The sequence below is a fragment of the Bradyrhizobium sp. 153 genome, from assembly GCF_023073835.1.
In the GTDB taxonomy this organism is placed as follows: domain Bacteria; phylum Pseudomonadota; class Alphaproteobacteria; order Rhizobiales; family Xanthobacteraceae; genus Bradyrhizobium.
On the sequence record NZ_JADPKH010000045.1, the window covers coordinates 1 to 23,673 of the forward strand.

The 23,673-nt window shown below is 62.4% G+C and carries 25 protein-coding genes and 1 pseudogene; 14 read left to right on the plus strand and 12 right to left on the minus strand.

The features are described 5' to 3' along the window. Positions 1–416 precede the first annotated feature (416 nt). Both IVA91_RS12105 and IVA91_RS12110 read left to right on the plus strand, forming a co-directional pair. Entirely contained in the window at positions 417–1,067 is a 651-nt protein-coding gene (locus tag IVA91_RS12105) for a uridine kinase (protein WP_247458778.1), read from the plus strand. Between the two features lie 220 nt (positions 1,068–1,287). Continuing rightward, positions 1,288–1,770 carry an SgcJ/EcaC family oxidoreductase gene (locus tag IVA91_RS12110; protein ID WP_247458779.1) on the plus strand — a complete coding sequence of 161 codons (483 nt, stop codon included), beginning with the start codon at positions 1,288–1,290 and terminating at the stop codon, positions 1,768–1,770. Between the two features lie 222 nt (positions 1,771–1,992). Here the strand turns inward: IVA91_RS12110 and IVA91_RS12115 are convergent, their stop codons facing one another. After that, positions 1,993–3,351, minus strand: a complete 1,359-nt coding sequence (locus IVA91_RS12115) for a hypothetical protein (RefSeq protein WP_247458780.1) — start codon at positions 3,349–3,351, stop codon at positions 1,993–1,995. Positions 3,352–3,626: 275 nt separating this feature from the next. Between IVA91_RS12115 and cysE the strand changes: the two genes are divergently transcribed. After that, complete coding sequence (cysE, locus tag IVA91_RS12120; protein ID WP_247336032.1) at positions 3,627–4,451, plus strand: serine O-acetyltransferase; 825 nt, start codon at positions 3,627–3,629, stop codon at positions 4,449–4,451. 125 nt (positions 4,452–4,576) lie between these two features. After that, positions 4,577–4,795, plus strand: coding sequence for a DUF3126 family protein (locus IVA91_RS12125; RefSeq protein WP_247458781.1), 219 nt, complete (start codon positions 4,577–4,579; stop codon positions 4,793–4,795). Between the two features lie 577 nt (positions 4,796–5,372). Here IVA91_RS12125 and IVA91_RS12130 read toward each other — a convergent pair. Further along, on the minus strand, positions 5,373–6,080 hold the full coding sequence (locus IVA91_RS12130) for a hypothetical protein (RefSeq protein ID WP_247458782.1): 708 nt from the start codon (positions 6,078–6,080) through the stop codon (positions 5,373–5,375). Between the two features lie 222 nt (positions 6,081–6,302). On the opposite strand from IVA91_RS12130, the gene IVA91_RS12135 reads away from it, so the two are divergent. Together IVA91_RS12135 and IVA91_RS12140 are read left to right on the plus strand one after the other, a co-directional pair. Continuing rightward, positions 6,303–6,632: a hypothetical protein gene (locus IVA91_RS12135; RefSeq protein ID WP_247280070.1), complete on the plus strand. Its 330-nt coding sequence runs from the start codon at positions 6,303–6,305 to the stop codon at positions 6,630–6,632. Positions 6,633–6,727: 95 nt separating this feature from the next. Beyond that, positions 6,728–7,258 carry a gamma carbonic anhydrase family protein gene (locus tag IVA91_RS12140; protein WP_247458783.1) on the plus strand — a complete coding sequence of 177 codons (531 nt, stop codon included), beginning with the start codon at positions 6,728–6,730 and terminating at the stop codon, positions 7,256–7,258. A gap of 51 nt (positions 7,259–7,309) precedes the next feature. Here IVA91_RS12140 and IVA91_RS12145 read toward each other — a convergent pair whose 3' ends face one another. Beyond that, a complete protein-coding gene (locus IVA91_RS12145) occupies positions 7,310–7,474 on the minus strand; it encodes a hypothetical protein (RefSeq protein WP_247458784.1) in 165 nt (54 codons plus the stop codon). Between the two features lie 95 nt (positions 7,475–7,569). On the opposite strand from IVA91_RS12145, the gene IVA91_RS12150 reads away from it, so the two are divergent. Both IVA91_RS12150 and IVA91_RS12155 read left to right on the plus strand, forming a co-directional pair. Continuing rightward, the gene (locus IVA91_RS12150) at positions 7,570–7,941 is read left to right on the plus strand and encodes a hypothetical protein (protein ID WP_247458785.1); all 372 of its coding nucleotides are present in this window, start codon (positions 7,570–7,572) and stop codon (positions 7,939–7,941) included. A 103-nt stretch (positions 7,942–8,044) separates the two neighbouring features. After that, positions 8,045–8,395, plus strand: coding sequence for a hypothetical protein (locus tag IVA91_RS12155; protein ID WP_247280066.1), 351 nt, complete (start codon positions 8,045–8,047; stop codon positions 8,393–8,395). 187 nt (positions 8,396–8,582) lie between these two features. Here IVA91_RS12155 and IVA91_RS12160 read toward each other — a convergent pair whose 3' ends face one another. The 6 genes from IVA91_RS12160 to IVA91_RS12185 all read right to left on the minus strand — a co-directional run bounded on the left by IVA91_RS12160 (position 8,583) and on the right by IVA91_RS12185 (position 14,151). Continuing rightward, the gene (locus IVA91_RS12160) at positions 8,583–9,077 is read right to left on the minus strand and encodes a hypothetical protein (RefSeq protein ID WP_247280065.1); all 495 of its coding nucleotides are present in this window, start codon (positions 9,075–9,077) and stop codon (positions 8,583–8,585) included. A 178-nt stretch (positions 9,078–9,255) separates the two neighbouring features. Beyond that, positions 9,256–9,987, minus strand: coding sequence for an aspartate/glutamate racemase family protein (locus IVA91_RS12165; protein ID WP_247458796.1), 732 nt, complete (start codon positions 9,985–9,987; stop codon positions 9,256–9,258). A 4-nt stretch (positions 9,988–9,991) separates the two neighbouring features. After that, a complete protein-coding gene (locus IVA91_RS12170; protein WP_247458786.1) occupies positions 9,992–10,870 on the minus strand; it encodes an ABC transporter permease in 879 nt (292 codons plus the stop codon). Positions 10,871–10,873: 3 nt separating this feature from the next. Further along, entirely contained in the window at positions 10,874–11,833 is a 960-nt protein-coding gene (locus IVA91_RS12175; RefSeq protein ID WP_247458787.1) for an ABC transporter permease, read from the minus strand. Beyond that, complete coding sequence (locus tag IVA91_RS12180; protein WP_247280063.1) at positions 11,833–13,122, minus strand: extracellular solute-binding protein; 1,290 nt, start codon at positions 13,120–13,122, stop codon at positions 11,833–11,835. Before IVA91_RS12180 ends, IVA91_RS12175 begins: the two co-directional genes overlap by 1 nt. A gap of 42 nt (positions 13,123–13,164) precedes the next feature. Continuing rightward, positions 13,165–14,151, minus strand: a complete 987-nt coding sequence (locus IVA91_RS12185; protein WP_247280062.1) for an ABC transporter ATP-binding protein — start codon at positions 14,149–14,151, stop codon at positions 13,165–13,167. A gap of 256 nt (positions 14,152–14,407) precedes the next feature. Between IVA91_RS12185 and IVA91_RS12190 the strand changes: the two genes are divergently transcribed. Then, a complete protein-coding gene (locus IVA91_RS12190; RefSeq protein WP_247280061.1) occupies positions 14,408–15,115 on the plus strand; it encodes a GntR family transcriptional regulator in 708 nt (235 codons plus the stop codon). Between the two features lie 33 nt (positions 15,116–15,148). On the opposite strand, the gene IVA91_RS12195 is transcribed toward IVA91_RS12190, so the two are convergent. Next, positions 15,149–15,343: a hypothetical protein gene (locus IVA91_RS12195; protein WP_247296348.1), complete on the minus strand. Its 195-nt coding sequence runs from the start codon at positions 15,341–15,343 to the stop codon at positions 15,149–15,151. Between the two features lie 364 nt (positions 15,344–15,707). Here IVA91_RS12195 and glsA point away from each other — a divergent pair, with 364 nt between their 5' ends. The 4 genes and pseudogenes from glsA to IVA91_RS12215 all read left to right on the plus strand — a co-directional run bounded on the left by glsA (position 15,708) and on the right by IVA91_RS12215 (position 20,669). After that, the gene (gene glsA, locus IVA91_RS12200) at positions 15,708–16,703 is read left to right on the plus strand and encodes a glutaminase A (RefSeq protein ID WP_247420731.1); all 996 of its coding nucleotides are present in this window, start codon (positions 15,708–15,710) and stop codon (positions 16,701–16,703) included. A gap of 69 nt (positions 16,704–16,772) precedes the next feature. Beyond that, a complete protein-coding gene (locus tag IVA91_RS12205; RefSeq protein WP_247458788.1) occupies positions 16,773–18,440 on the plus strand; it encodes an MFS transporter in 1,668 nt (555 codons plus the stop codon). Positions 18,441–18,799: 359 nt separating this feature from the next. Further along, on the plus strand, positions 18,800–19,363 hold the full coding sequence (locus IVA91_RS12210; RefSeq protein WP_247458789.1) for a DUF308 domain-containing protein: 564 nt from the start codon (positions 18,800–18,802) through the stop codon (positions 19,361–19,363). Between the two features lie 57 nt (positions 19,364–19,420). Beyond that, positions 19,421–20,669 (plus strand): annotated as a pseudogene (locus IVA91_RS12215) (amidohydrolase family protein). A gap of 107 nt (positions 20,670–20,776) precedes the next feature. Here the strand turns inward: IVA91_RS12215 and IVA91_RS12220 are convergent. Next, a complete protein-coding gene (locus IVA91_RS12220; protein ID WP_247280057.1) occupies positions 20,777–21,004 on the minus strand; it encodes a hypothetical protein in 228 nt (75 codons plus the stop codon). A 130-nt stretch (positions 21,005–21,134) separates the two neighbouring features. Here IVA91_RS12220 and IVA91_RS12225 point away from each other — a divergent pair, with 130 nt between their 5' ends. Further along, a complete protein-coding gene (locus IVA91_RS12225; protein ID WP_247458790.1) occupies positions 21,135–22,682 on the plus strand; it encodes an FAD-dependent oxidoreductase in 1,548 nt (515 codons plus the stop codon). A gap of 124 nt (positions 22,683–22,806) precedes the next feature. On the opposite strand, the gene IVA91_RS12230 is transcribed toward IVA91_RS12225, so the two are convergent. Beyond that, positions 22,807–23,430, minus strand: a complete 624-nt coding sequence (locus IVA91_RS12230; protein ID WP_247280055.1) for a transglutaminase-like cysteine peptidase — start codon at positions 23,428–23,430, stop codon at positions 22,807–22,809. Between the last annotated feature and the right edge of the window lie 243 nt (positions 23,431–23,673).

The following is a 23,673-nucleotide window of genomic DNA, read 5'->3' on the forward strand; positions in this document are numbered from 1 at the left end:
CTCTAAGTTCGTCGAGCTTGTGCGTCATCTCCTTCTCTTCGACGAACAATGCCCTACGTGCGGAAAGCCATTCCTCACGCGAGACGACTTTGGGTGGAGAGAGGGTGCCAGCTGCCATAGTCACGACTCCTCTGATTGTGGGTTCTAAAACGTAGGTCCTCGCCGACCGGTTCCTTGCTTGCCTGGCGATTACGTCGCGGGGCTAAGCTGCCCCCGCGTCCGAGATGGCTGCTGGACAACCTGCATGTCCGAGTCGGGTCAATCGGGTCGGTTTTGCACCGCCACCATGACTTCCGGTTAGCCTCGGTGGGCGGACATCTTTGGCACCCACCGGATGGTCTTAAGCCGGCCATTTGCGGAAGTGACCAGCTTCATTGTAGGTTTAAGTGACTTCCGCTCGGCGCATTTCAATCCTGATGGAAAAGAGAAAGAAATTTCTATCCGACTTGGCTGATCGCCTTGTCGTAACCTCGTCAGATCGGACGGCCCGCGTCGCTATCGATGGCGTCGACGGGGCGGGAAAGACCACATTCGCAGATGAACTCGGAACCCTCGTTGCGATTAAGGGGCGGCCTGTCATTCGAGCCTCGGTAGACGGATTTCATAATCCCAAGGCGGTCAGATATCGGCGTGGGCGACATTCACCGGAAGGCTTTTTTGAAGACTCGTACAATTACTCGGCATTGAAGCAATACCTGCTGGACCCGCTAAGCCCCGGTGGTTCTTGCATGTATCGTCGAGCAATTTTCGATCATGTGACCGATGACATTGTACCTGCCGATGATCTGGAGGCACTGCCGTCTTCCGTTTTGCTGGTAGACGGCATCTTTCTGCATCGACCCGAACTCCTCACCTACTGGGACGTTTCAGTCTTCCTCCGAACGGACTTCGCTGTATCGGTCGCGCGGTGCGCTTCGCGCGATGGCTCGTCGCCAGACCCTGCGGCTCCATCGAACCGGCGCTACGTTGAGGGACAGCGGCTCTATCTTCTCAACTGCCAACCGGAAGCGAAGGCCACCTTCGTAATCAATTACAACGACCTTTCGGCCCCCTCGCTCGTGATCTGAGCAGTTCGCGCAACAATGTCGGCCGTAGGTCAAAAGCGCCGGTCGAGGCAAGCACGGCGCGGCGTCCTGTTTACCGCCCAGAGCCGACATTACAATGGGATCAGCGTGGCTCGGCTAAGGCCCAAAATGGAAGCCGAAATACGCTTACCGACTTGGCTGCGCCAAATTGCAGGTTTCGATTGAACGCTTTTCAAGCCACCGAATGCTCGGAGGTTGCCCAATGACACGAAAACTTGCTTTTTTGATTCTTTCAACAATTTTGGTCTCGGCTTCTGTAAATGCTCAGGACGCGCAGCAAGAAGCGGCTATTCGCGCAATCGTCTCAGATCAATCAACCTCATGGAATGCTGGTAACGCCGCAGAGTTTTGCCAATCGGCCGCTCCTGATATCTCAGCGTTCAATACGTCGGGAGCGGACATGTCCGGCAAAGCGCGTTTTTGCCAACGGCAACAGCAAATTTTGACTGGCATCTTCAAAGGCACCACGAAGAAGCAAACAATTCGGCGGCTACGCTTCATCACGGACGACGTGGCAATTGTAGACATTGATAATGAAATACATGGTCTGATGACCACACCAAGCGGTGCGCCAGTGACAGGCGATGGTATAAGTAAGACACTCTTGATGGAAGTCTTTGTTAAACGGGACGGTCGCTGGTTGATGGAGGCATTTCACAACGTCGACGTTGCGGCACCAAAATAAGGGCGGCGGTTGGGTACGAACAGACTGTTTTTCCGCCTAGGGTCCACGAGCAGACGTGCAAGCGGGCCGCTCGAGAGCGCCTGGAGTCCGCCAAAGGCTGTTATCGGACTCTATTCTCTGCCGACGTGGATAGGCTGTTGAACGCCAAGTCTGGGTTTTCCTTGTCGATGAAAGCGATCGATGCTCGGACGAAATCAAGCGCTATGAGTCTTCGGCCCAATCTCATCGCGCTTTGATGTCGTCGCCAAAGCGGCGCGCCAGAGCCGTCAGCACCACGAAGGTCGCAAGCCAGGCCATCCGCGCGCCATAGCGGTCGTGCGGGCCCGAGATCACGCCGCAGATGAAGGCATTACCGAGCAGCGCCAGCGACACGGTTGCTGCCAGCAGCGTCAGATCGTCAAGCCGACGCTTGGCGAGCGCATGCACCAGCAGCACGACGAGTGCCGCCATCGAGGCCAGCGCGGCGGGGACGTGCAGCCAGTTGACGCCGTCGAAATTGACGGCCCAGTGCTGCTGTCGCGCCGCGCGCATCGGCGCGACTTGGGAAGGCACGTAACGTTCGATGATGCCGTAGGTGTGCGGGATCCAGCCGTTGGTGCCTTCGCCGGTTGCGACATGCAGCAATTGTTGCCCGATCGCCCGCAGCGCCGCGCCGGCCTGCCAGGCCGGATAGTCCGCGAGTGAATGCACGACGATGTAGCCCATCTCCTCGTTCAGCCCATCGAAGCGGCCGAGGGTGTTGAACATGCTCTTGCCCCACAGAAATTCGTCGGCGCTCGCCGGCAGCTCGTTGCGATAAGGGCAGAGCTTGTAGTGTTCGCGCGGGCAATGGTCGTTGAGATAGCGCGCCACGATGCCGTCCTGCATCATGCGGCCGAAGGCGACGCCATAGCCGCCGGGCGTCCAGGTCCATTTGCCCGACAGCGCATAATTCGCCGACATCAGCGTCAGGCCGCCCGCGACGATGCTGAGACTCGCCAGCGCCAGTCCCGCAAACGGAAGGCGAGGCCCAAGGAGCGGCCGCGCCATCCAGCCGGCGGCGCACAGACCGAGCAGCACGCCGAGCGTTGCGCTGTGGGTCGCTGCGGCAAAGGCGGTGAGGACGAACAGCGCGATTTTTTCGGGCACCGAGGTGTGGTGTCGTCCGATGACCAGGAGGAACAGCGACAGCACCGACAGTCCCGCAAAGATGTCGGTGAGCAGCATGCTGGCCAGCCAGGGCAGGGCGGTCGACAGGATCAGGAGCAGACTGATCGCGACGAAGCGGAAGGTCTGCATCAGGCCGAGCACGCGCAAGCTGAGCTGCAACAGCCACAGCGTCGCCAGCGACTGGACCGCGAGGTTGATCCAGAAACCAAAACCCTCGCCATAGTGCAGATAGAGGCCGAACACGGTGGAGCGGCTGGGGACGAGATAGCCCTCGTACCAGCGGGCCAGATAGCCGCCGGTATCCCATTGCAACAAGGGATAGCCGTTCCAGAACGCCGGCGCGATCATCAGGAGGGGCAGGGCCATTGCGGCCAGCCGCAGCCAGAACGTGTCAGCGGCGCGCGCGCGCAATTGGTCGGTGGTGATGCTCAAATCTGCTCCGTCCTCGCTCGGACCATGCCCGCAATAACGGTTGGGGGAGAATTCACCAATAGTTTGACGCGGCCCGGCTTGAATTTGGCAAAACTCTGACCACCTTGAGCCGACCTTGCCGCTTGGGGCGTCAGAAGAAAGTCTTGGATATCAGTACTTTGGCTTGGTGTGGCGAGGCAAGGCACTGTTCACTCTCAGGCAAGCCGGTCAGGACTTTGTCGCCTAGACTGTGCTATAGAACCAACAAAACGAGCCCATTCGAAAGAGCAGATCCCATGTCAGTGCATCAGGTCAATCCGGGAGGAAAGCTCGCATCGCTCGATCCGATCTGGGACCGGATCCGTGGCGAGGCGGAAGACATCGTCCATCGCGAGCCCGAGCTTGCGACCTTCATCTATTCGACGGTGCTGCATCACAGTCGCCTGGAAGATTCCGTGATTCACCGTCTCGCCGACCGGCTCGATCACTCCGCGCTGTCGGGCGATCTTGTGCGCCAGACCTATGACGAGGCGCTGCGGGACGATCCCGATCTCGGCAACGCCTTCCGCGCCGATCTCGTCGCCGTCTACGACCGCGATCCCGCGACTTCGCGCTTCATCGATCCCTTGCTCTACTTCAAGGGCTTTCATGCGATCCAGACCCATCGCCTGGCGCATTGGCTCTACCTAAAGGGCCGCAAGGATTTCGCATACTACCTCCAGAGCCGCGCCTCGGCAGTGTTCCAGACCGACATCAATCCCGCAGCGCGCATCGGCCGCGGCATCTTCCTCGACCACGCCACCGGTTTCGTCTGCGGTGAGACGGCTGTCATCGAGGACGACGTCTCGATCCTGCACGGTGTCACGCTCGGCGGCACCGGCAAGGAGAACGAGGACCGTCATCCGAAGATCCGCCATGGCGTGCTGATCGGCGCCGGCGCAAAGATCCTCGGCAACATCGAGATCGGCCATTGCGCACGCATTGCCGCCGGCTCGGTCGTGGTCAAGCCGGTACCGCACAACGTCACGGTTGCGGGCGTCCCCGCCAAGATCGTCGGTGAAGCCGGCTGCGCCGAGCCGTCGCGCACCATGGATCAGATGATCAACGCGATGGGACTTTGATCTTCGTTGATCGGAACAGGATTTTCCGGCCCTTTCCGTCCCAAATTACGTTGGCACTTCATGCTGGCGGTTCGGCGCGTCTCGTCGTAAACCCCGCCAAGTTAGATTTCGATTGGAGACTTGCCGTGGACGTCAAGGAAGTGAGAAAGCTCGATGCGTATCTGAAGCGCGTATTCGGCAATCCCAGGATTCGCGTCGTGCCGCGGCCGAAGAAGGACGATTCCGCCGAGGTCTATATCGGCGAGGAGTTCATCGGCGTGCTCTTCGTCGACGATGAGGACGACGATCGCTCGTTCCAGTTCCAGATGGCGATCCTCGAGGACGATCTCGTCGATCAGGAATAGTGGTGACACGGAGCTTCGGCTTCGTGCCCCGGACGCAGCGCAGCGCCTCTTCGGCGATGCGCTGCAGAGCCGGGGCCCATGCAGCAGCGGAGTGCGGGCCTTCTGGATCCCCGCTCTGCGCAGCAGCGTAAGAACGCTGCAGCGCGTCCGGGACACGCGAGCTGCGAATGCAGCGCCCCCGTATGTTGTGATTGTTTCGCCGCCGCTCTTGAGCTGGACAAGCCTCTCGCAACGACGGGCATTGGCGACGCAGCTGCACAACTCGACTTTTTTGCAACAATGCGCAGCCGCGCCGCGGCATCGGCAACGATGATGCCCTCCGATCGACGAGCTCGGCATGCACGACCATGCCGCGATCAGTGTGCTCCACGATGCGCGCACGCGCCGGGATGGGGCACGCGCCGAGCTGCAGGAAAAGCATGATGACATCATGCCCCTGTTTTGCCCGACGGGTCAAGTTGGGATTCGAAAAATACGAAAAACCTCGATGCCCCCAATGCTTGGCTACTGTGCATGGGGTTGTTTTCGCAGTTTTTGTTTGGGAGGCTCCAGCCCGTCCGTCAAGCCGAGGCCCCGCTCAGCCCTTCGGCCCGCGCAGCTGCGCGGTCAGCTTCTCCATCGCCTCCGCCACATCTCGCCACTGCGACAGCCAGCTTCGCGGAAAGCGGAAGGTGAGATCGGCGCCGCCGACGCGGCGCTCGGAGAGGCACATGCCGGGAGTGGCCGCATCGCGGGTGCAGCGTGCGGTCAGCGCCGGACTTGCGGCGGAATAGAGATCCTCGCTGCCGTAAGGGGTCTCAGCGCGAAACATCCGCATCGTCAGGCCCTCTTCGGGCATCGTCGCGGCCCGGTCGAGATAGCGCGGATAGATCGTGGCCGTTCGCTGCTCGGGCGCGAGTGCATCGTGATGGGCCGCGATCGACAGGAAGATGCGGTCGATCGATTGCACCGCCGCCTCCACCGTTTCGGCGGTGACGTGCTTCGGAGCGCCGGGCGGTTCCAGCGAGGGATAGAGGAAATCGAGATCGATGCGCTCCTGCGGCCCGGAGTGTCGCTGGATCTTCATCCGGATCGCCGTCACAGGCAGGTTGAACAGGGTGCCGCCGACGCTCACCGGCAGCTTGTCCGGGGCGTTCGCACCGCGCGTGCCCCAGGTCGGCCACAGCAAATAGGCAACGAGCGCGACCGCGCACGCCGCAGCCGCGCCGCCGAGCGCGATCGGGACGACATGCGCGCGGGTGCGTGTCCGGGGAGAGCGAGGCGAGGCTGCCGAAAACACCGTCATGAGCTAGCGCAAGGTAAGCCGCAGTCGGCCGCTGGCCGACGAATCAGCGGCGAATATGCCATGCGGCGGCGATTTCGCGCAGCGCTCCCCACCTGCGGAGAGCGGGAAGGCCCCTGCGCGAGCTGGCCGGCGGCGTTAACCTTCCCTTAGGGATAATGTAGCGTTAACCGGCACGATTTGTCACAGGAAGGCGCTAGCGTCGCGTAAGGGCGGACCGTTCCGATGACACCTGAAGCTCTCAATACCTTCTTCTCGATCTGCATCGGTTTCGCGCTCGCGGGCGCGCTCGTGAACGGATACCAGGCATTCGCGCAGCGTCCCGCCGGCTTCGGCTTATTGCAGGACGGCGTCGCGCCGAAGACCTTCGCGGCCGTGCCCTTCCTGGTCTTTGCGGCGCCCTTCATCATCATGCGCAACACGCTCCGCGGCATCCGTGTGGAAACCCGCCGCGCCGAATTCGTGATGATGGCGACCCTCATTGCCGGCTTCTGGAGCATGATGAGCGGCACCTTCTTCCTGATGACGCTGCGCGCAGCCGGCGTGCTGGGCTGACGCCTCCGGCGCGGCCCTGGACGCTCTGCGTGGCGGCCCCTTTGCGTCCAGGCCGCCGTTTCGCTATGCCAGGATCATCCTGACAGGAGACCTCCATGGCGATCTACGAGCTCGACGGGCAGGCGCCCGATCTTCCCGCCGACGGCAATTATTTCATCGCGGAGACGGCCACCGTGATCGGCCGTGTGCGCCTGAAGCCGGGCGCGAGCGTCTGGTTCGGGGCGGTGCTTCGCGGCGACAATGAATGGATCGAGATCGGCGAAGGCGCCAACGTGCAGGACGGCTCAACCTGCCACACCGATCTCGGCTTCCCGCTTCACGTCGGCAGGAACTGCACGGTCGGCCACAACGTCATCCTGCACGGCTGCACCATCGAGGAGGGCGCGCTCGTCGGCATGGGCGCGATCGTGATGAACGGCGCGAAGATCGGCCGCAACAGCATCGTCGGCGCCGGCTCCGTCATCACCGAGGGCAAGGAGTTTCCCGAGCGCTCGCTGATCATTGGCTCGCCGGCGCGCGTGATCCGCACGCTCGAAGATGCCCAGGTCCAGAAGATGGGGAGTGCGGCCAAGTTCTACGTGGCCAACGGTCCCCGCTTCAAGAAGGGTTTGAAGCGGATCGGCTGAGATGCCCGGGGCCGTGTCGGTCCAGTCGGTGCGGCTGCAGACGACCTATCGTCACATGCCCTCGGATTCGCGTGCCTCGATCGCGCCTGCCACCTTCTCGTGGCCGGCGGCCCATAGCGCATGCTCGTCGCTGCCCTCCGAATAAGGATTGGCTTCTGCGGGGATGCTTTCGCGCGCAGCGCGTTCGCCTTCAGCAAAGGGATCGCGATGGTTCATCGTGATTTGGCCTCCTCGCTTTCAAGCTGATGTGACGGCATTTGTTCCGGAACAGGTGATCGCGGCAGCGGTTGACCGGCAAAGGAGAATTTCCAATGTCTGCCAGATCGTCCGCAACCAAGACCATGATGGTGATCCTCGCACTCGCGGCGATTCCGGCCGTATCGTTCGCGCAAGCGACCGGCGGCTCTGCCGGATCGACCGGAGGTTCTGCAAGCTCGACCGGAGGTTCTGTGGGATCGACCGCAGGCTCTGTGGGATCGACTGGAAGCTCCGCGGGACCGACGGGGGGTATCGCCAACTCGCCTGCTCCCCCGCCCGGGACCAACAGCCTGGGTACGGCTCAATCATCCGGCCCGGGCTCCGGGGTCACCACCGGCGGTGCAGGTGGGGCGGCTGATGCCACGGTCAACGCCGAGAACCGGCTGCTCGACAAGAAGATGAAGAGCATCTGCCGCGGCTGCTGACGCTCGCGCGGAAGTGAGACAGCGTGGCTGTCAGAAATGTCGGAGTGACGTTAGCTTGATCCTGCTTTGAAGCGTGGAGCGTGTCCACGCAGAGGATCAAGTGATGCTACGCAAGATGATCATGGCGGCGGTGACCGTCGCGGCGGTAGGGCTGTCGGCGCCGCAAGTGGCCGAGGCGCGCGGTTTCGGCCATGGCGGCTGGGGCGGTGGCGGTTGGCATGGCGGCCACGGCCATTGGCACGGCGGCGGCTTCTGGCCGGGCGTCGCGATCGGGGCTGGGCTTGCCGGCGCCGGCTACTATGGCGCTTATTATGGCTATGGCTATCCGTATTACGGCAGTCCTTATTATTATGGTGCCGGCTATGACGATGGTTACGGCGGCTGCTACGTCGTTCGCAAGCGGGTCATGACGCCTTCGGGATGGCGATACCGGCGCGTGGACGTCTGCGAATAGCATCCTTGGCGAGTAGCCGGCCCACCAAAAAACAAGGCCGTTGACGCAGTATACCGTCAACGACCTTGCCAGCCCCGGACATTGAAATCGGCTCACGCCATCCGGTATTGCAAGCATCGCGCGGAATCACACGCGCGAATGTGATCCAGTTCACAAGTCGAAAAAATTCGTCGGTGTCGTGAGTTGCTCAGCCGCGCGACCGCTTGCCCGCGCTGGCCTGAACGCGGTGCCGCGCCGGTTTCCTGCGGGTAACGGAGGGTGTTTCGGCCTCGCTGGCCCGGGTGCTGGCAAAGGACTGCCGTAAGCCGTCGACGGACTCGTTCAGCGCCGCGACCTGCTCGGACAGGCGCTTGGTGTCGGCCTGCTGCGCCGCCATCAGCCGCTTCATGGTCTGGAGCTGGTCCTGCACGACCTGGAGCTGGTCGATCGATTCCTGCTGGGTCGCCTCCAGCCCTTTGGTCTTCTCGACGAGTTGCTCGGACGCCTGTGCGGTGCGGGCCTGGAGCTGCCGCGATGCTACCAGCCGGTCGGTCTCCGGTGCCGCGCCGGTATAGGCACGCCAGCCCGCGATCGAGGTCACGCCGGCGATCAGCAGGAGAAGCGCGGCCGCGGTCAGCGCGATCGGCTGGGCGCCGAGGCGAAGGAGAGGGGCGGATGGTGTGTCCTGTGCGAGATCGATCATCGCTGACAAAACCCAAATTGAAACTTGGTGAGTGGCGAAGACCGGCAACCCAGAGGATCACCGGGGCGTCCCGAAAGCCTTACGTTTCGGCAAGGAATGGGACCAAAAAGAGGCTAAGGGCAAAAAAACCAGCAATCAGCGGGAGTTGAAGCGTCCGAAGGCCCGTCGGGACCACGGATCAAGGCTGAAATTGCGAAAACGGCCCGGAATAGGTCTTCGACCGCGGCGCGGCATAGGGCCCGAGCCGGGACGTCGTCAGCCCGAGCCGCACCACTGATTCCGCCAGCGTCACGGCGGCCGCGACGCCGTCGACGACGGGCAGGCCGTGCGTGGCGGCGAGCTCGGCGGCGAGATCAGCCATGCCGGCGCAGCCGAGCACGATGGCTTCGGCGCGGTCATCACGAGTCGCGGCCGAGATCTCCGCGGAGATCTGGCCGACGGCATCGGCATCGCGCTCCTCGAGCGCGAGCACGGGGACCTCGGCGGCGCGCACGCGGGCACAACGTTCGGCGAGACCGTATTTTCGCAAATTATGTTCGATCGGCACGATGGAGACAGCGAGCGTCGTCACCACGGCGAAGCGCGCAGCGATCAGGCTTGCCATATGAAAGCCGGCTTCGCCGATGCCGATCACCGGGGCCTTCGCGGCGGCGCGCGCCGCGTCGAGGCCGGTGTCATCGAAGCAGGCAATGACGTGCGCATCCGCGCCGTCGCGATCAGCCTCGCGGATGCAGCCGAGCATGCCGGGCACGGCAAAGGCCTCGTCGTAAAATCCCTCGATCGAGACCGGGCCCATCGCCGGCTGGCGCGCATCGATCACGGTGCCGGGCAGGGCGACGGAGCGCGCGACAGCGGCGATCTTCGTCGTCATCGCAACAGTGGTATTGGGATTGACGACGTGAAGCCGCATCGGATCAGACAAGTCCCTTGCCAGCGTCCGAGCCCTTGGCCGCCTGCCGCTTGTTGAGCATGTGGATGGTGCCGAGCGCAAGCGCGATCACCGTGAACGAGACGGCGGAGATCACGGTGCCGAGAGCATAAATGTCCGGGTTCGTCACGGTGGTGGTGAGGCCCTGCAGATCCAGCGGCAATGTATTTACAGCTCCGATCGCCTGGCTCGATCGGGCGAGTTCGTCCCAGGATAGCGTGAAGCCGAATAGGCCAATGCCGATCACGGATGGCAATATGATCGGCAGCACGACATGGCGGAACGTCTGCCACGGCGTCGCGCCGAGATCGCGTGCGGCTTCCTCGAGCCTGGGGTCGAAGCGGTTGAAGATCGCGAACATGATCAAGAGGCCAAACGGCAGCGTCCAGGTCAGGTGGGCACCGAGGCCCGAAGTGAGCAGGCCCATCGAGGTCTCGAAGTCTTCGTTCCAATGCGCCTTGATCAAGTCGTCGATGATGCGGAATTCTAACGATATGCCGAGCGAGGTGATGATCGAGGGCACGATCAGGCTTGCGATCGCCGAATAGAACAGGATGCTCTGCGCCCTGAACTTGCGGCGGAAGGCCATGCCGGCGGCGACTGACAGCACGACGGTGAGGATCATCACGATGATGCCGAGCAGCAGCGAGCGGCGGAAAGCCGCGCCGAGATCGACGATGCCGGTGCCCTGGAACAGCTTCGCGATCCAGAAGGTCGACACGCCATTCATCGGGAAAGTGAGGCCACCCTGCGGTCCCTGGAACGACAGCACGTAGATCGCGATCATCGGGCCATAGAGAAACAGCACAAAGGCCGCGAAGAAGATCGCGAGCACGTAGAAAGAGCGCGGGCGTCCTTCCTTCATGCTCTAGAGCTCCTTCTTGATGTCGACGATGCGCGACATCATGGTGATGATCAAGAAGGTGATCGCGAGCAGGATGACGGCGTTCGCCGCGGCGGCCGGGAATTGCAGCGCGTTCACCCGCGTCTCGATGATCTTGCCGGCGGCGGCGATCTGCTGGCCGCCCATCACGCCGATGGTGATGAAGTCGCCCATCACGATGGTAATGACGAAGATCGAGCCGATCACGATGCCGGGCTTTGCCAGCGGGATAATGACGTTGACCAGCGTCTGGAAGCCGCTCGCGCCGGCGTCATAGGCGGCCTCGATCAGCGACTTGTCGATGCGCACCATCGAATTGAAGATCGGCACCACCATGAAGAAGGTGAAGAGGTGGACCAGCGCCAGCACCACGGAGAATTCGGAGAACAGCAGCCATTCCAGTGGCTGGTTGATAAGTCCTGCTTTGACAAGGCCGGAATTGACCAGGCCGTTGCGGCCCAGCAACGGGATCCAGGCGATCATGCGGATGACGTTGGAGGTCCAGAACGGGATCGTGCACAGCAGCGACAATCCCATCTGCCAGGTCTTGGACTTGACGTGGAAGGCGAGGAAGTAGGCGACCCAGAAGCCGATGAAGAGCGTGATGGCCCAGACCATGAAGCACAGCTTCAGCGTCATCACGTAGGTGCGCCCGATCGTGCAGAGATCGGGGAGCTGCGCGATGCAGCCTTCGAACGTGTCGGTGTAGCCGCGGCCGGAGAAGGCCGGCAGCAGCTGGTATTCGTTGTAGTCCCAGAACGAGACGATGACGACGAAGACGAGCGGGATGAGGAAGAAGGCGAGAAACACCAGCATCATCGGCCCGGCCTGGAGCCAGGAGATGAAGGACGGGGACAGGCGCGTCGGTTTTGCGGCGCGCGCTGTGCCCGACCCCGGGATCAAGCCCGGGGCCGCCTGTTGCAGGACCTCTTCCGACATGTCCATTACGCCGCGATGAACTCATTCCATTTGCGGACCATGTAGTCGTTCTCGTCCATCACCGCGTTCCAGCAGGCGACGCCGCCCATGCGGTCCTCGTAGGAGCCGCCGTCACGCACGGCACCCGCCTTCTCGAGCAGCGAGCCGTCGGGCGCCTTGATGTCCTTTTCGGCCGGCTTGCCTTCCATCCAGTAAGCCCATTCGTAGGGCTCCATGTTCGCCTTCGCGGTGGAGAGCACGGCAGAGTAGTAGCCCTGGCGGTTGAGGTAGGCGCCGGCGTAGCCCGACAAGAACCAGTTCACGAACTCATAGGCCCATTCGAGCTTGGGACCCGAGACGCCCTTGGAGACGCAGAAGCCGGAGGCCCAGGAGCGGTAGCCTTCCTTCAGCGGCTGGAAGGTGCAGGGGATCCCCATCGAGCGCACCTTCGTCACCGCCGGCGACCACATCGACTGGATGACGGTCTCGCCTGAAGCCATCAGGTTGACGCTCTCGTTGAAGTCTTTCCAGAAGGCACGGAACTGGCCGGCCTTCTTGGCTTCGGTCATCACCTTCATGGTGAGGTCGATCTCTTCCTTGGTCATGTTGCCCTTGTCGGCATATTTGTACTTGCCGGAGGCCTCCACGACCATGGCGGCGTCCATGATGCCGATCGAGGGAATGTTGAGGATCGAAGCTTTGCCCTTGAATTCGGGATTGAGCAGCTCGGACCACGAGCTGATGGGGCGCTTGATCAGGTCGGGACGGATGCCCAGCGTGTCGGCGTTGTAGACGGTCGGAATCAGCGTGACGAATTCAGTCGCCGACGTCGCGAACTTCTTGGAGTCCTTTCCTTCGAGATAGAGCACCTTCCAGGGCGCGGTGCCCTGGCCTCCAATCTTCTTGCCGCCGGGCGTCTCGCCCTTGGTGAAGACCGGCGTGATGTTGTCGAATTCCTTGATCTTCTTGGCGTCGAGGGCAAGGATGTTGCCGGACGGCACGATCTTCTTGAGCGAGAAATATTCGGTGTCCAGCACGTCGAAGGAGTTCGGTTGGGTCATCACGCGCTTGGTGACGTCGTCGGTGGTCGCGGTGATGTATTCGATCTTGATGCCGGTGTCCTTCAGGCATTGCTTGGAGATGTCGTCGCCCTCGTTTACGGCGGTGCCGAGATAGCGCAGCACCTTCGCATCGGCCGACTTCACATATGGAAAGCCGGTGATCGCGCCGGAGCCGGCGGCGAGGCCGGCAAGACCTGCAGTGCCCTTGAGCAGCGTGCGGCGGCTGACGCCCTTCGTCCTGGTGGTCTCGGTCATATCAGTCACTCCTCTGTTGCGCATTCCAGTGATCGATCGGCGCTATTGCAGGCGTTGCGCCTTGGCGGGATCCCAGGTGGCCAGCACGCGATCGCCCGGACGGAACGGGTGGACGTCGAAGGTTGCCTCGGGAACGTGGGAGAACAGGGCGGTGCCATCGTCGAGCGTGAGCGAGACAGCGATGAAGGAGCCCTGGTACTCGGTCTGGGTCAAAAGCGCCGGCGCGCCGAAGGCGCCGTCAGTGAACGGGACGATGCCGAGCTGATCGGCGCGCACGGCGATCAGCTTGCCGGAATCGTTGAGCACGTTATGGCCACCGATGAAGCGCGCCACGAATTCGGTGCGGGGACGGTGGAATATCTCGCGCGCGGTGCCCTGCTGCTCGATCCTGCCGTGGTTCATCACCACGATGTGGTCGGCGAGCGCCATCGCCTCTTCCTGGCCGTGGGTGACCTGGATGAAGCTGATGCCGAGCTCGCGCTGCAGCCGCTTCAATTCGCCCCGCATTTTCACCCGCAGGAAGGGATCGAGCGCAGAGAGCGGCTCGTCGAGCAGCAGAATCTGCGGCTCGGTGATCAGCGCGCGGGCGAGTGCCACGCGCTGCTGCTGGCCGCCGGAGAGCTGTGCGGGCAGGCGTCCGGCATAAGGGCTCATCGCCACCAGTTCGAGCAATTCGCCGGCGCGCTTGTGGCGCGTCGGCTTGTCGATGCCACGCATCTTCAGCGCAAAAGCGACGTTATCGATGACGCTGAGATGCGGAAACAGCGCATAGGACTGAAACATCATGGCCGTGCCGCGCTTGGCGGGCTCAACGTCGGTGACGTTCTGCGCGCCCAGGATGATGTCGCCCTCGCTGACGGCCTCATGGCCCGCGATCATGCGCAGGGTCGAGGTCTTGCCGCAGCCGGAGGGGCCGAGCAGGCAGCAATAGGTGCCGGCCGGGATCTTCAGGCTGACATCCTCGACCGCCAGCGTCGCGTCGTAGCGTTTGGTGACGGCAACCAGTTCGAGAGCGGCAGGAGTGGCCATGGCGTGTCCGACGGGAGGGCGATGCTTCCCGCCTCTCTCCGCAAGGTCCGTGCCAACGGCGCTCGGCGGTCAATTTCTCAAAACTGTGCAGCGGAGTCAGATCGTTAGATTGAATCTGGCCGATCCGGGCTGCCTGCCGCCTGCGCAATCACCTGCACACAAAACGGGCGAAGATTGTATAAAGTTTCGCCTGTGATTGGATACAGCTCGTCGACTAACATTCGCAGCCGAACGTTCTCGATCGAGCCTGACATCCATGGCCGCCAAGACCCGCCCGAAATTCGACGTGCCGGACGCGAGCGATCGCGTCAGTCGTATTCGGGAGGGCGTGACCGCCGCGATCCTCGAGCACCGCCTGTTACCCGGCACGAAGCTCGGCGAGGACGAGATCGGTGACATCTACGGCGCCAGCCGTACGCTGGTCCGCACCGCGCTGCAGCAGCTCGCGCATGAAGGCATCGTCAACATCGAGAAGAACCGCGGAGCCTTCGTCGCACGTCCGACGCCTGCGGATGCCCGCGAAGTGTTCGAGGCGCGCCGCCTGATTGAGCCGACGATCATTGGTCACGCCATCGACGCGGTATCGCCGGCCTGGATCGACCGTCTCCAGCGCCATCTCACCGAAGAACGCGAGGCCGAACTGCGCGGCGACGCGCGCGCCTCGGTCCGCCTCTCCGGCGAGTTTCACCGTCTGGTCGCCGAGATGAGTGGCCACAGCATCTATCTCGGCTTCCTCAAGGAGCTGATCGCGCGTTCCTCGCTCATCATCCTGCTCTACCGCCGCCATGACACGCCGGCCTGCGGCACCGATCACCACGCCGGCATCGTCGCCGCGATCCGCAAGCGCGACAGAGAGGCGGCCCGCGCACAGATGCTGTCGCATCTGACCGAGATCGAGGCCGAGCTGTTCTTGAAAGATCCCGCTGCCGATGAGCTGCGGCTGGTCGATGTGCTCGGCGCCTGAGCGAACCGCGTCAGTTGCCTATGGCAACGAAGATCATTCGTTTCGTTTGACGATTTTCAGCACGAGTAAACCCGCGCCAAGCACCAGGAAGAGAACGCCGAAGAAAGTCGTCCCGCTGGATTCGAAGGTCACGCCGACTGCGGTCAGCAAGCATCCGATGATGATTGCGAAGAGGCCGCCGAGCTTTTTGACCAGCAGGACATGTCCGTCAGTCGTTTGTGCCACCATGTTACGCCTCGTTTATATAATGTGGATTTCTTCGCGCTTCTCTTTCGCCCAATGATCCTTTCGCAGCCGGCATGATCGTACTCCAGCGCAAGCGAATTACAATCTGACCTTGATTCTTATCTCGGTCGGTATTTGCTTTTGAATAGAGTTCGATACATGGCTCGACAGCGAGGCTTACGCATCTGCCAGAAATTCCCGCTGCATCGCGCGGTCGCTGCATCTCTTGTGGAGTCGTATGGCAGGCCTGCAAAATCGCCTTGTGGTTGTAAATTGACTCGCTCGAGCTGGGGGAATCAACTGGTGGCGAGCGTCGAGTTCTAGAACGGAGCCGACATCAGTTGAATCCGTTCTACGGAGTGGTGCCATGGCGCGTCCTCTGGTTGACGAACGAGAGACGGCTTACGTCTCGACCGGCCATCTGCCCGGCGCGGACGCCGTGCAGTCGCTGGTGACCGAGGCACAGCGACGATTTCAAGCAAATCATGATGGAACCAACTCGCAGGTCTACCCCGCGCTCGCGCGCGTGCCGAGTGAGCTGTTCGGCGTCTGTGTCGTTGCGACAAGCGGGCAGATCTTCGGCGCTGGCGATGCCGACTACGAATTCTCCATCATGAGCGTGTCAAAACCGTTCCTGTTCGCGTTGGTCTGCGAGGCCATCGGGCCGGAGGAGGCCCGCGCCAAGCTCGGCGCGAACGCGACCGGTCTCCCATTCAACTCGCTCGCCGCGATTGAGCAGGGCAGCGGCCGTACCAACCCAATGGTGAATGCCGGCGCGATTGCGACGACCAGCCTGGCGCCTGGCGCTACCGCCGCGGCGCGATGGGCATTCATTCATGACGGATTGTCGCGCTTTGCCGGCCGCACGCTGCCGCTCAACGAAGAGGTCTACGCCTCGGCGTCGGAGACCAATTTTCGCAACCGCAGCATAGCGCGGCTTCTGGAGAGCTATGACCGCATCTACTGCGACGCAAAGGAAGCGACCGATCTCTATACCCGGCAGTGCTCTCTGAATGTGAGCGCGCGCGACCTCGCGGTCATGGGCGCAACGCTCGCGGACGGCGGCGTCAACCCCGTGACCAAGCAGCGCGTCGTCGATGCCTCGATCTGCCATTACGCATTGGCTGTTATGATCACAGCCGGGCTCTACGAGACCTCCGGCGACTGGCTCTACGACATCGGCCTGCCGGGCAAGAGCGGGATCGGCGGCGGCATCGTCGCGGTGTCCCCAGGCAAGGGCGGCTTCGGCACCTTCGCGCCGCCGCTCGATGCCGCCGGCAACAGCGTGCGGGGGCAACTCGCCGCAAAGTTCCTGTCGCAGCGGCTGGGAATGGATCTGTTCGTATCGAAACCGGAAGAGTGAACCGATGCTGAAAGGATCGGTCGGCTCATAGCCTGGCCGGTCGCAACGCCGATCAAGCTGGAGGACGCCATGGCCACGCAGACAATGTCGATCGGCGGCATTCACCAGGAGGAGCGCGCCTCATGGGTTCCCATGATCGCAATCGCGCTCGGCCAGATGATCATGTCATTCAACGTGGCTTCGCTGCCGGTGGCCATGGGTGGAATGGTCGAGAGCTTTGGCGTCGCGCCCACGACAGTCGCGACAGGCATCGTAGCTTACTCCATGCTGGTTGCCGGCTTCGTGATGCTCGGCGCCAAGCTTGCTCAACGATTTGGCGCGGTGCATGTGTTCCGCGGCGCGGTCGTGCTGTTCTTCGTCTCACAGCTCATGATGACGTTCAGCCCGTCCGCATCGGTCATGATTTCCGCGCAAGCGCTGTGCGGTGCCTCGGGTTCGGTGATCGTGCCTTCGCTGGTCGCGCTAATTGCCGAGAATTATGCGGGCCGCCAGCAGGCAACCGCGCTGGGTGCGCTCGGCTCGGCCCGTGCGGCTGCCGGCGTGCTGGCGTTTGTGGTCGGCGGCGTCTTTGGAACCTATATCGGCTGGCGGCCGGCGTTCGGAATTCTGATCGCGGCCTCCGCTATCGTTTTTCTCATGAGCTTCCGCCTCAAACCTGACCACGGTCGGCCTGACGTGCAGATCGACCTCGTCGGCGTGATGCTCGCCGCGACCGCGATCATCCTCATCAGCTTCGGCTTCAACAATCTGAACGGCTGGGGGCTCGCGGTGGCGACCCCGAACGCACCGTTTGATCTGTTCGGCCTTTCGCCCGCCCCAGTCATGATCTTGCTCGGCATCGTGCTGGGCCAGGCATTCCTGCTGTGGACGCACAGGCGGCAAGCCGCCGGCAAGACGCCGCTGCTGGCCTTGGCGGTAGTCGACTCGCCGGAGGAGCGTTGCGCGGTCTTTGCGCTGTTCGCGGTGGTCGCGCTGGAGGCTGCACTGAACTTCACGGTGCCGCTCTATATCCAAATCGTGCAGGGGCGTTCGCCGCTTGCGACCGCTATTGCGATGATGCCGTTCAACCTCACGGTCTTCTTCTCGGCGATGCTGATCGTCAATGTCTACGAGCGACTAACGCCGCGCCAGATCGGTCGCTACGGGTTTTCGGTTTGCACCATCGCGCTGGTCTGGCTCGCCTTTGTCGTGCGCAACGACTGGAGCGAAATTCCCGTGCTGTTCGGGCTTTTCCTGTTCGGCATTGGTCAGGGCTCGCTGGTGACGCTGCTGTTCAACGTCCTCGTGACAGAGTCTCCAAAAGCACTCGCCGGTGACGTCGGCTCCTTGCGCGGCACGACGCAAAATCTTGCCGCCGCAGTCGGGACCGCGGTCGCAGGAGCTCTTCTGGTCGGTCTACTCAGCACCATCGCACTCGGCAGGATCACGGCAAGTCCCGTGCTGACGCCGGAGCTTCAGGCCCAGGTCGATCTCGACAACATCACCTTCGTCAGCAACGACCGCCTGCGCACCGTGCTGGAAGGCACGAGCGGATCGCCGCAGCAGGTCGCGGAAGCCGTGCGGGTGAACACCGAGGCACGCCTGCGGGCGCTCAAGATTGGACTCTTGATCATGGCGGGTCTCGCCCTGATTGCGATTATCCCGGCCGGACAACTTCCTAACTACCTGCCGGGTGAGATCCCAATCGATGAAGCCCCTGCGAGAGCCTGCGTTGAAGAAGGGCAGAGGATTTCGTGAAAGAGAACCCAGGAATGAGATCAGTAAGCGAGATGGATCGACGCGCCGCGTTGCGGATGCTGTTGGGAGGCGTGATGGTCGCTGGTGCAGGAGTGACCCTAGGGTCGTACGATGCTGTGGCCCTGCCGGAGCCAAAGGATCATCCCGTTCCGAGCAGGCGCGAGCCCGCTGCCGGCACCTTTGCGCAGCAGACTGCCCGTCCGTTACAGGACCCCGGCCAACGCCCAGCGCGTCGGCCGCCACAACGTCCACGGCCTCGCCCGCCATCATGGCATCGGCGGCGTCGGCGCTGGGAGTGCTGGTGGCACCGTGGCCGCCGTCATTGCGGATGGCGTTGGAGGTAAACCGAGGAGGATGTCATGACCACTTACGACAATAGCGCACCCATGGGCGCGACGGGCCTGCCGCAACCGCCTCGCTGGGTCTGTGTGCTGCTGGGTCTGTTCATGGTGCTCGCAGGGCTGATGGTGCTCGGCGACATCGCGTTCTTCACCGTGGTCAGTGCGCTGTTCATTGGCTGGATGGCCATCGCCGCGGGCGCTTTCGAAATTTTCCACGCTTTCTGGACCAAGGGCTGGGGCGGCTTCGTCTGGCAGATCATCCTCGGCATGCTCTATATTGCCCTCGGCATTGTTCTGGTCACCCAGCCGCTGACCGGAGCGCTCCTGCTCACTTATGTGCTCGGCATTGCGCTCCTGGTCTCCGGTGTCGTACGCATGCTGATCGGCATCGGCCGCTGGCAGCAGGGCGGCGGCATCATATTCGCGTCGGGCGTGTTTGGTGTTCTGGCGGGACTCATCATCCTGACGGGCTTTCCGATGACCGGGCTGTGGGTTCTGGGACTGTTGCTCGGCATCGACTTGTTGTCTCATGGCATCGGGTGGCTGACTTTTGCGTGGCTCCCTGTGGCAAAGCCTGCGTAAGCGCTGCGGAGATTACATATGAGTTGGCGTAGGCCGGCGACGCTCCTGCGGGCTGTCATGGCGCTTTGGTTCGTTGGAGGCGTCTTCGGTCTTCCGTCACCGGTATCGGCGCAGCAGGACCCCGCTATCCTGTTCCGCAACGTCCGGATATTCGACGGCAAGTCCGTTTCGCTCTCTGCACCATCCAGCGTTCTTGTCCGGAACAAGACCATCGAGAAAATCTCAATTGGCGAAGCCACTGCTGCCGGTCTGGTAATCGACGGCGGTGGCCGCGCTCGCAGGCGATGTTGGCTACAACAATCTGCTCGCCGCGGCCGAGGCAACTGCGACGCTGATGCGCGGCTTCACGACCGTGCGCGATATGGGTGGCCCCTCGTTCGGACTGAAGCAGGCCATCGACGAAGATCTCGTTGCCGGCCCTCGCATCTATCCCTCGGGCGCAATGATCACCATCACCAGCGGTCATGGCGATTTTCGTCAGCTTTCGGATCTGCCGCGCACGATCGGCGGCATGCTCAGCCGCATGGAGCGGATCGGCGGCAGCATGGTCGCCGACAGTCCCGACGAGGTCCGCATGCGGGCGCGCGAGCAACTGATGCAAGGCGCTTCGCAGGTCAAGCTTGCGGCGGGCGGTGGTGTCGCGTCGCCGTTCAGCCCGCTCGATGTCTCGACCTTCACCGAGCCCGAACTCCGCGCCGCGGTCGAGGCGGCCGACAATTGGGGCACCTATGTCGCGACCCATGCCTATACCCCGGTCGCGATCCAACGCTCGATCGCGGCCGGCGTCAGATGCATTGAGCACGGTCACCTCATGGACGAGGCGAGCGCGAGGTTGATGGCGGAAAAGGGAATATGGCTGAGCACACAGCCGTTCCTCGATCTCGCCGGCGCGGCCGCGCTTGGGCCTGCCGAACAGGACAAGATGCGGCAGGTGGTTGCCGGCACTGACCGCCTTTATGCGCTGGCAAGAAAGTACGGCATCAAAACCGCGTTCGGCACCGACGTCTTGTTCTCGAAGGCACTGGCGGACAAGCAAGGTGCGTTGCTGAGCGCGCTCACGCGCTGGTACACGCCGGCCGAAGCATTGACTATGGCGACGTCGACCAATGCGGAACTGCTGCGCCTCTCCGGTCTGCGGGATCCCTATCCCGGCAAGCTCGGCGTCGTGGAGGAGGGGGCGCTCGCCGATCTCCTGCTCGTCGACGGCAATCCGCTCGAAGACATCAGGCTCATCGAAGATCCCACGAAGAATTTTGTGGTGATCATGAAGGACGGCAGGATCTACAAAAACAGTCTTGAGCACTGACACGCGCGCGCGTATCTGCGCCGCTTGTCGCCTGCGCCGGATGGTTTTTGGCTCGACGGTCAGGACCGGCGTTTTGTCGAAGTCGCGGCCGGACCCCAGCGAGCGCATCAGCGACTGTACTCGCTTTCGGCGGCAAGCTGCCCGTCAGGCGTGATCTCGTATTCGCCGTCCTGCTTGGTCATCCATCCTGACCTGACCATCTCGCGTGCAAGCTGGATCGAGCAGATCGGATGATTGCCTCCTGGGTAATACAGCCTGTCATTCCGGACGAGCAGGTGTCCGTACAATTGGGCTTGACGTAACGCCCTGCGCATTCCGGGTGATGGATTTTTCATGCGGTTTCAAGCGCGAGCGCGATGAAGGTTCCTAATGAATGTGGTGATCTTCAATGGCATTTCCGCTCGCCGGCGGTCGGAGAGGAACCCTCGTCCCGTCGCATCGTTTGTTGCTTCGAGGAGTAGTGTCATGAATGTACGAGACGAGCACACCCGATCGCTCTGGATGGATGTTTCGGTTGCCGACGCCCCGGCGCTATCCGGTACGATGGGTACGGACGTCGTCATTGTCGGTTCTGGAATTGCCGGGCTGTCGGTCGCCTATGAGCTCGCCAGCCATGGACGCTCGGTCGTGGTGCTGGACCGCGGCGGCATCGGCAGCGGGATGACGGCGCGGACCACTGCCCACCTGGCCACCGCGCTCGACGACGGTTACGACGAGTTGGTGAGGGTGCGCGGGCTTGATTGCGCGCTCCGCTACTATCAGAGCGTTGCTGCCGCGATCGATCGCGCCGAGGCCATCCAGGGTGCCGAGCACATCGATTGTGATTTTCGACGCGTCGACGGTTACTGGGTGCTGGCGTCCGAAACGCCCGCATCGGAGCTGGACAAGGAATTGGATTGCTGTCGCAAGCTCGGAATTCCCGTCAAGAATTGCATCGAGCCAACCCCGTTCCATGCCAAGGGCCAGGTGCGTTCGCTGCGCTTTCCAAGCCAGGCGCGCATGCACCCGACCAAATATCTCGCGGGGTTAGCGCGTGCACTCGAGCGGCGGGGTGTGCGGCTCTTTAGCAACACCTGTGTTGAGAGCATCGGTCAACGCCACGGCGACATGGTCGTGACGACAGCCTCGGGTCACGAGGTCCACGCCGCCGACGTGGTGGTCGCGACGAACTCGCCCGTCAATGTGCAGGTGGCGATCCACACCAAGCAGGCGCCTTACCGTACCTATGCGCTTGCGGCGAAGATTGCGGCCGGCGCGCTGGAGGATGCGCTCTATTGGGATACGCTCGATCCCTATCATTATGTCCGGCTCCAGCCGTTCTCTGCCGACGAGGACATCGTGATCATCGGCGGCGAAGATCATAAATCCGGCGAAGCGAACGACGGCGCACAGCGCCTCGACGCACTCGAGCGCTGGGCCCGCGATCGCTTGCCCGGTTTGCGCGAGGTCACTCATCGCTGGTCCGGCCAGGTGCTGGAGCCGGTTGATTTCGCCGGCTTCATCGGCCGCAGCCCCGGCGAGGAGCATCTGTTCATCGTCAGCGGCGATTCCGGGCAGGGGATCACGAACGGGCTCGTCGCCGGCCTTTTGGTGACGGATCTGATCACGACGGGTGCGAGCCCGTGGCAAGAGATCTACGCCCCGTCACGGAAGATCCAGAAGAACATCGGCGAGTTCATCAGTGAGAACATCACCCCGCTGAAGAATTTTGCGGAGTATCTTGCGGCGAGCGAGATTGCGAGCGTCGAACGGCTGCGGCCGGGCGAGGGGCGTCTCGTCCGCAGCGGCCTGAAGAAGATTGCCGCTTGCCGGGACCGCAACGGACGTCTGCATCTGCACTCGGCCAGCTGCACCCATCTCGGCTGCGTCGTGCACTGGAATGCGCTGGAGCAGTGCTGGGATTGTCCCTGTCACGGCTCGCAGTTCGCGCCTGACGGCACGGCGCTCAATGGTCCTGCCGTGTCACCGCTCGGCGAGGTCGATAGGCCCGCTAATCTCGAAGCCGCGGAGTGAGTGGCAATTCCCTCAAAAAGTTGCGGCCAGGCTTTGGGGGAAGCCTGGCCGCGCGCGAACCGGTCTGGGACGGGGAGGGGTGGGGATGTGACCGGGCCGCGTGACTCTTTCCTTGGGTGAACGATCAATCTCTCGCGCTGGCGGTCGAGACCGCCGGCTTGGTATCGCCCAGCGAGACCCAGACGTTGGGATCGCTCTGCGACTGGCGCTTGACGAAGCGGTAGCCGGTCTCCGTCCAGGCAAGGACGTTCTCGTTCTGATTGTCGAGAACGAACTCGCCCTTGTCGGTCTTCACCGTCAGCACCGCGTGACCTTCGCCCTTCTTGTCGCGCACGACGGTGATAAGCAGGGCCTCGCGCGGCCATCCGGCATCGATCAGCATCTTGCGCTTCAACAGCACGTAGTCTTCACAGTCGCCGTAACCGTCTGAGGGCAGCGACCACTTCTCGATCACGCCCCAGTGCTCCTGGTCGGTCAAAGGCTTCACGGTCTCGTTGACCCAGCGATTGACCTTGATGAGGTCGCGCCATGCAGCCTGCGACATCACGATATCGCGTGCCTGCGTCGGCCCGCCCTGGCACTGAGCGGCATTGTCCGCACAGAACTCGACCCAGCCGATCGGCGCACGCGTGGTGTCGCCGAGGCTCGCGTAGAGCAGGCGGCCTTCGCCGGCCTGCGCTGCCGCGCTAAATCCGAAGAGCATGGCAGCCAGCGCCAGCCCTTTCCCCTGTCCCCTGAAATCAAACATTGCGGCCCCCGTTTCTTGTTGGGACCACATTTCGCACGGAGCTTTTGAGTTGCCGCTAAGTCATCCAAGTCAAGTCGAGACGAATGCAAGTAAAACGCGCGTCGAATTCGAACTATACTTGAATCGAATTCTCATAAAGTTTGAAATGACTGCAATTGATTCAATTTTTATCTATTAACGCGGCAAACGCTGCTGAAGCCGTCGTTTGCGCGCAGCTGCAACCCTTGCGTTAACCCGCGGGGG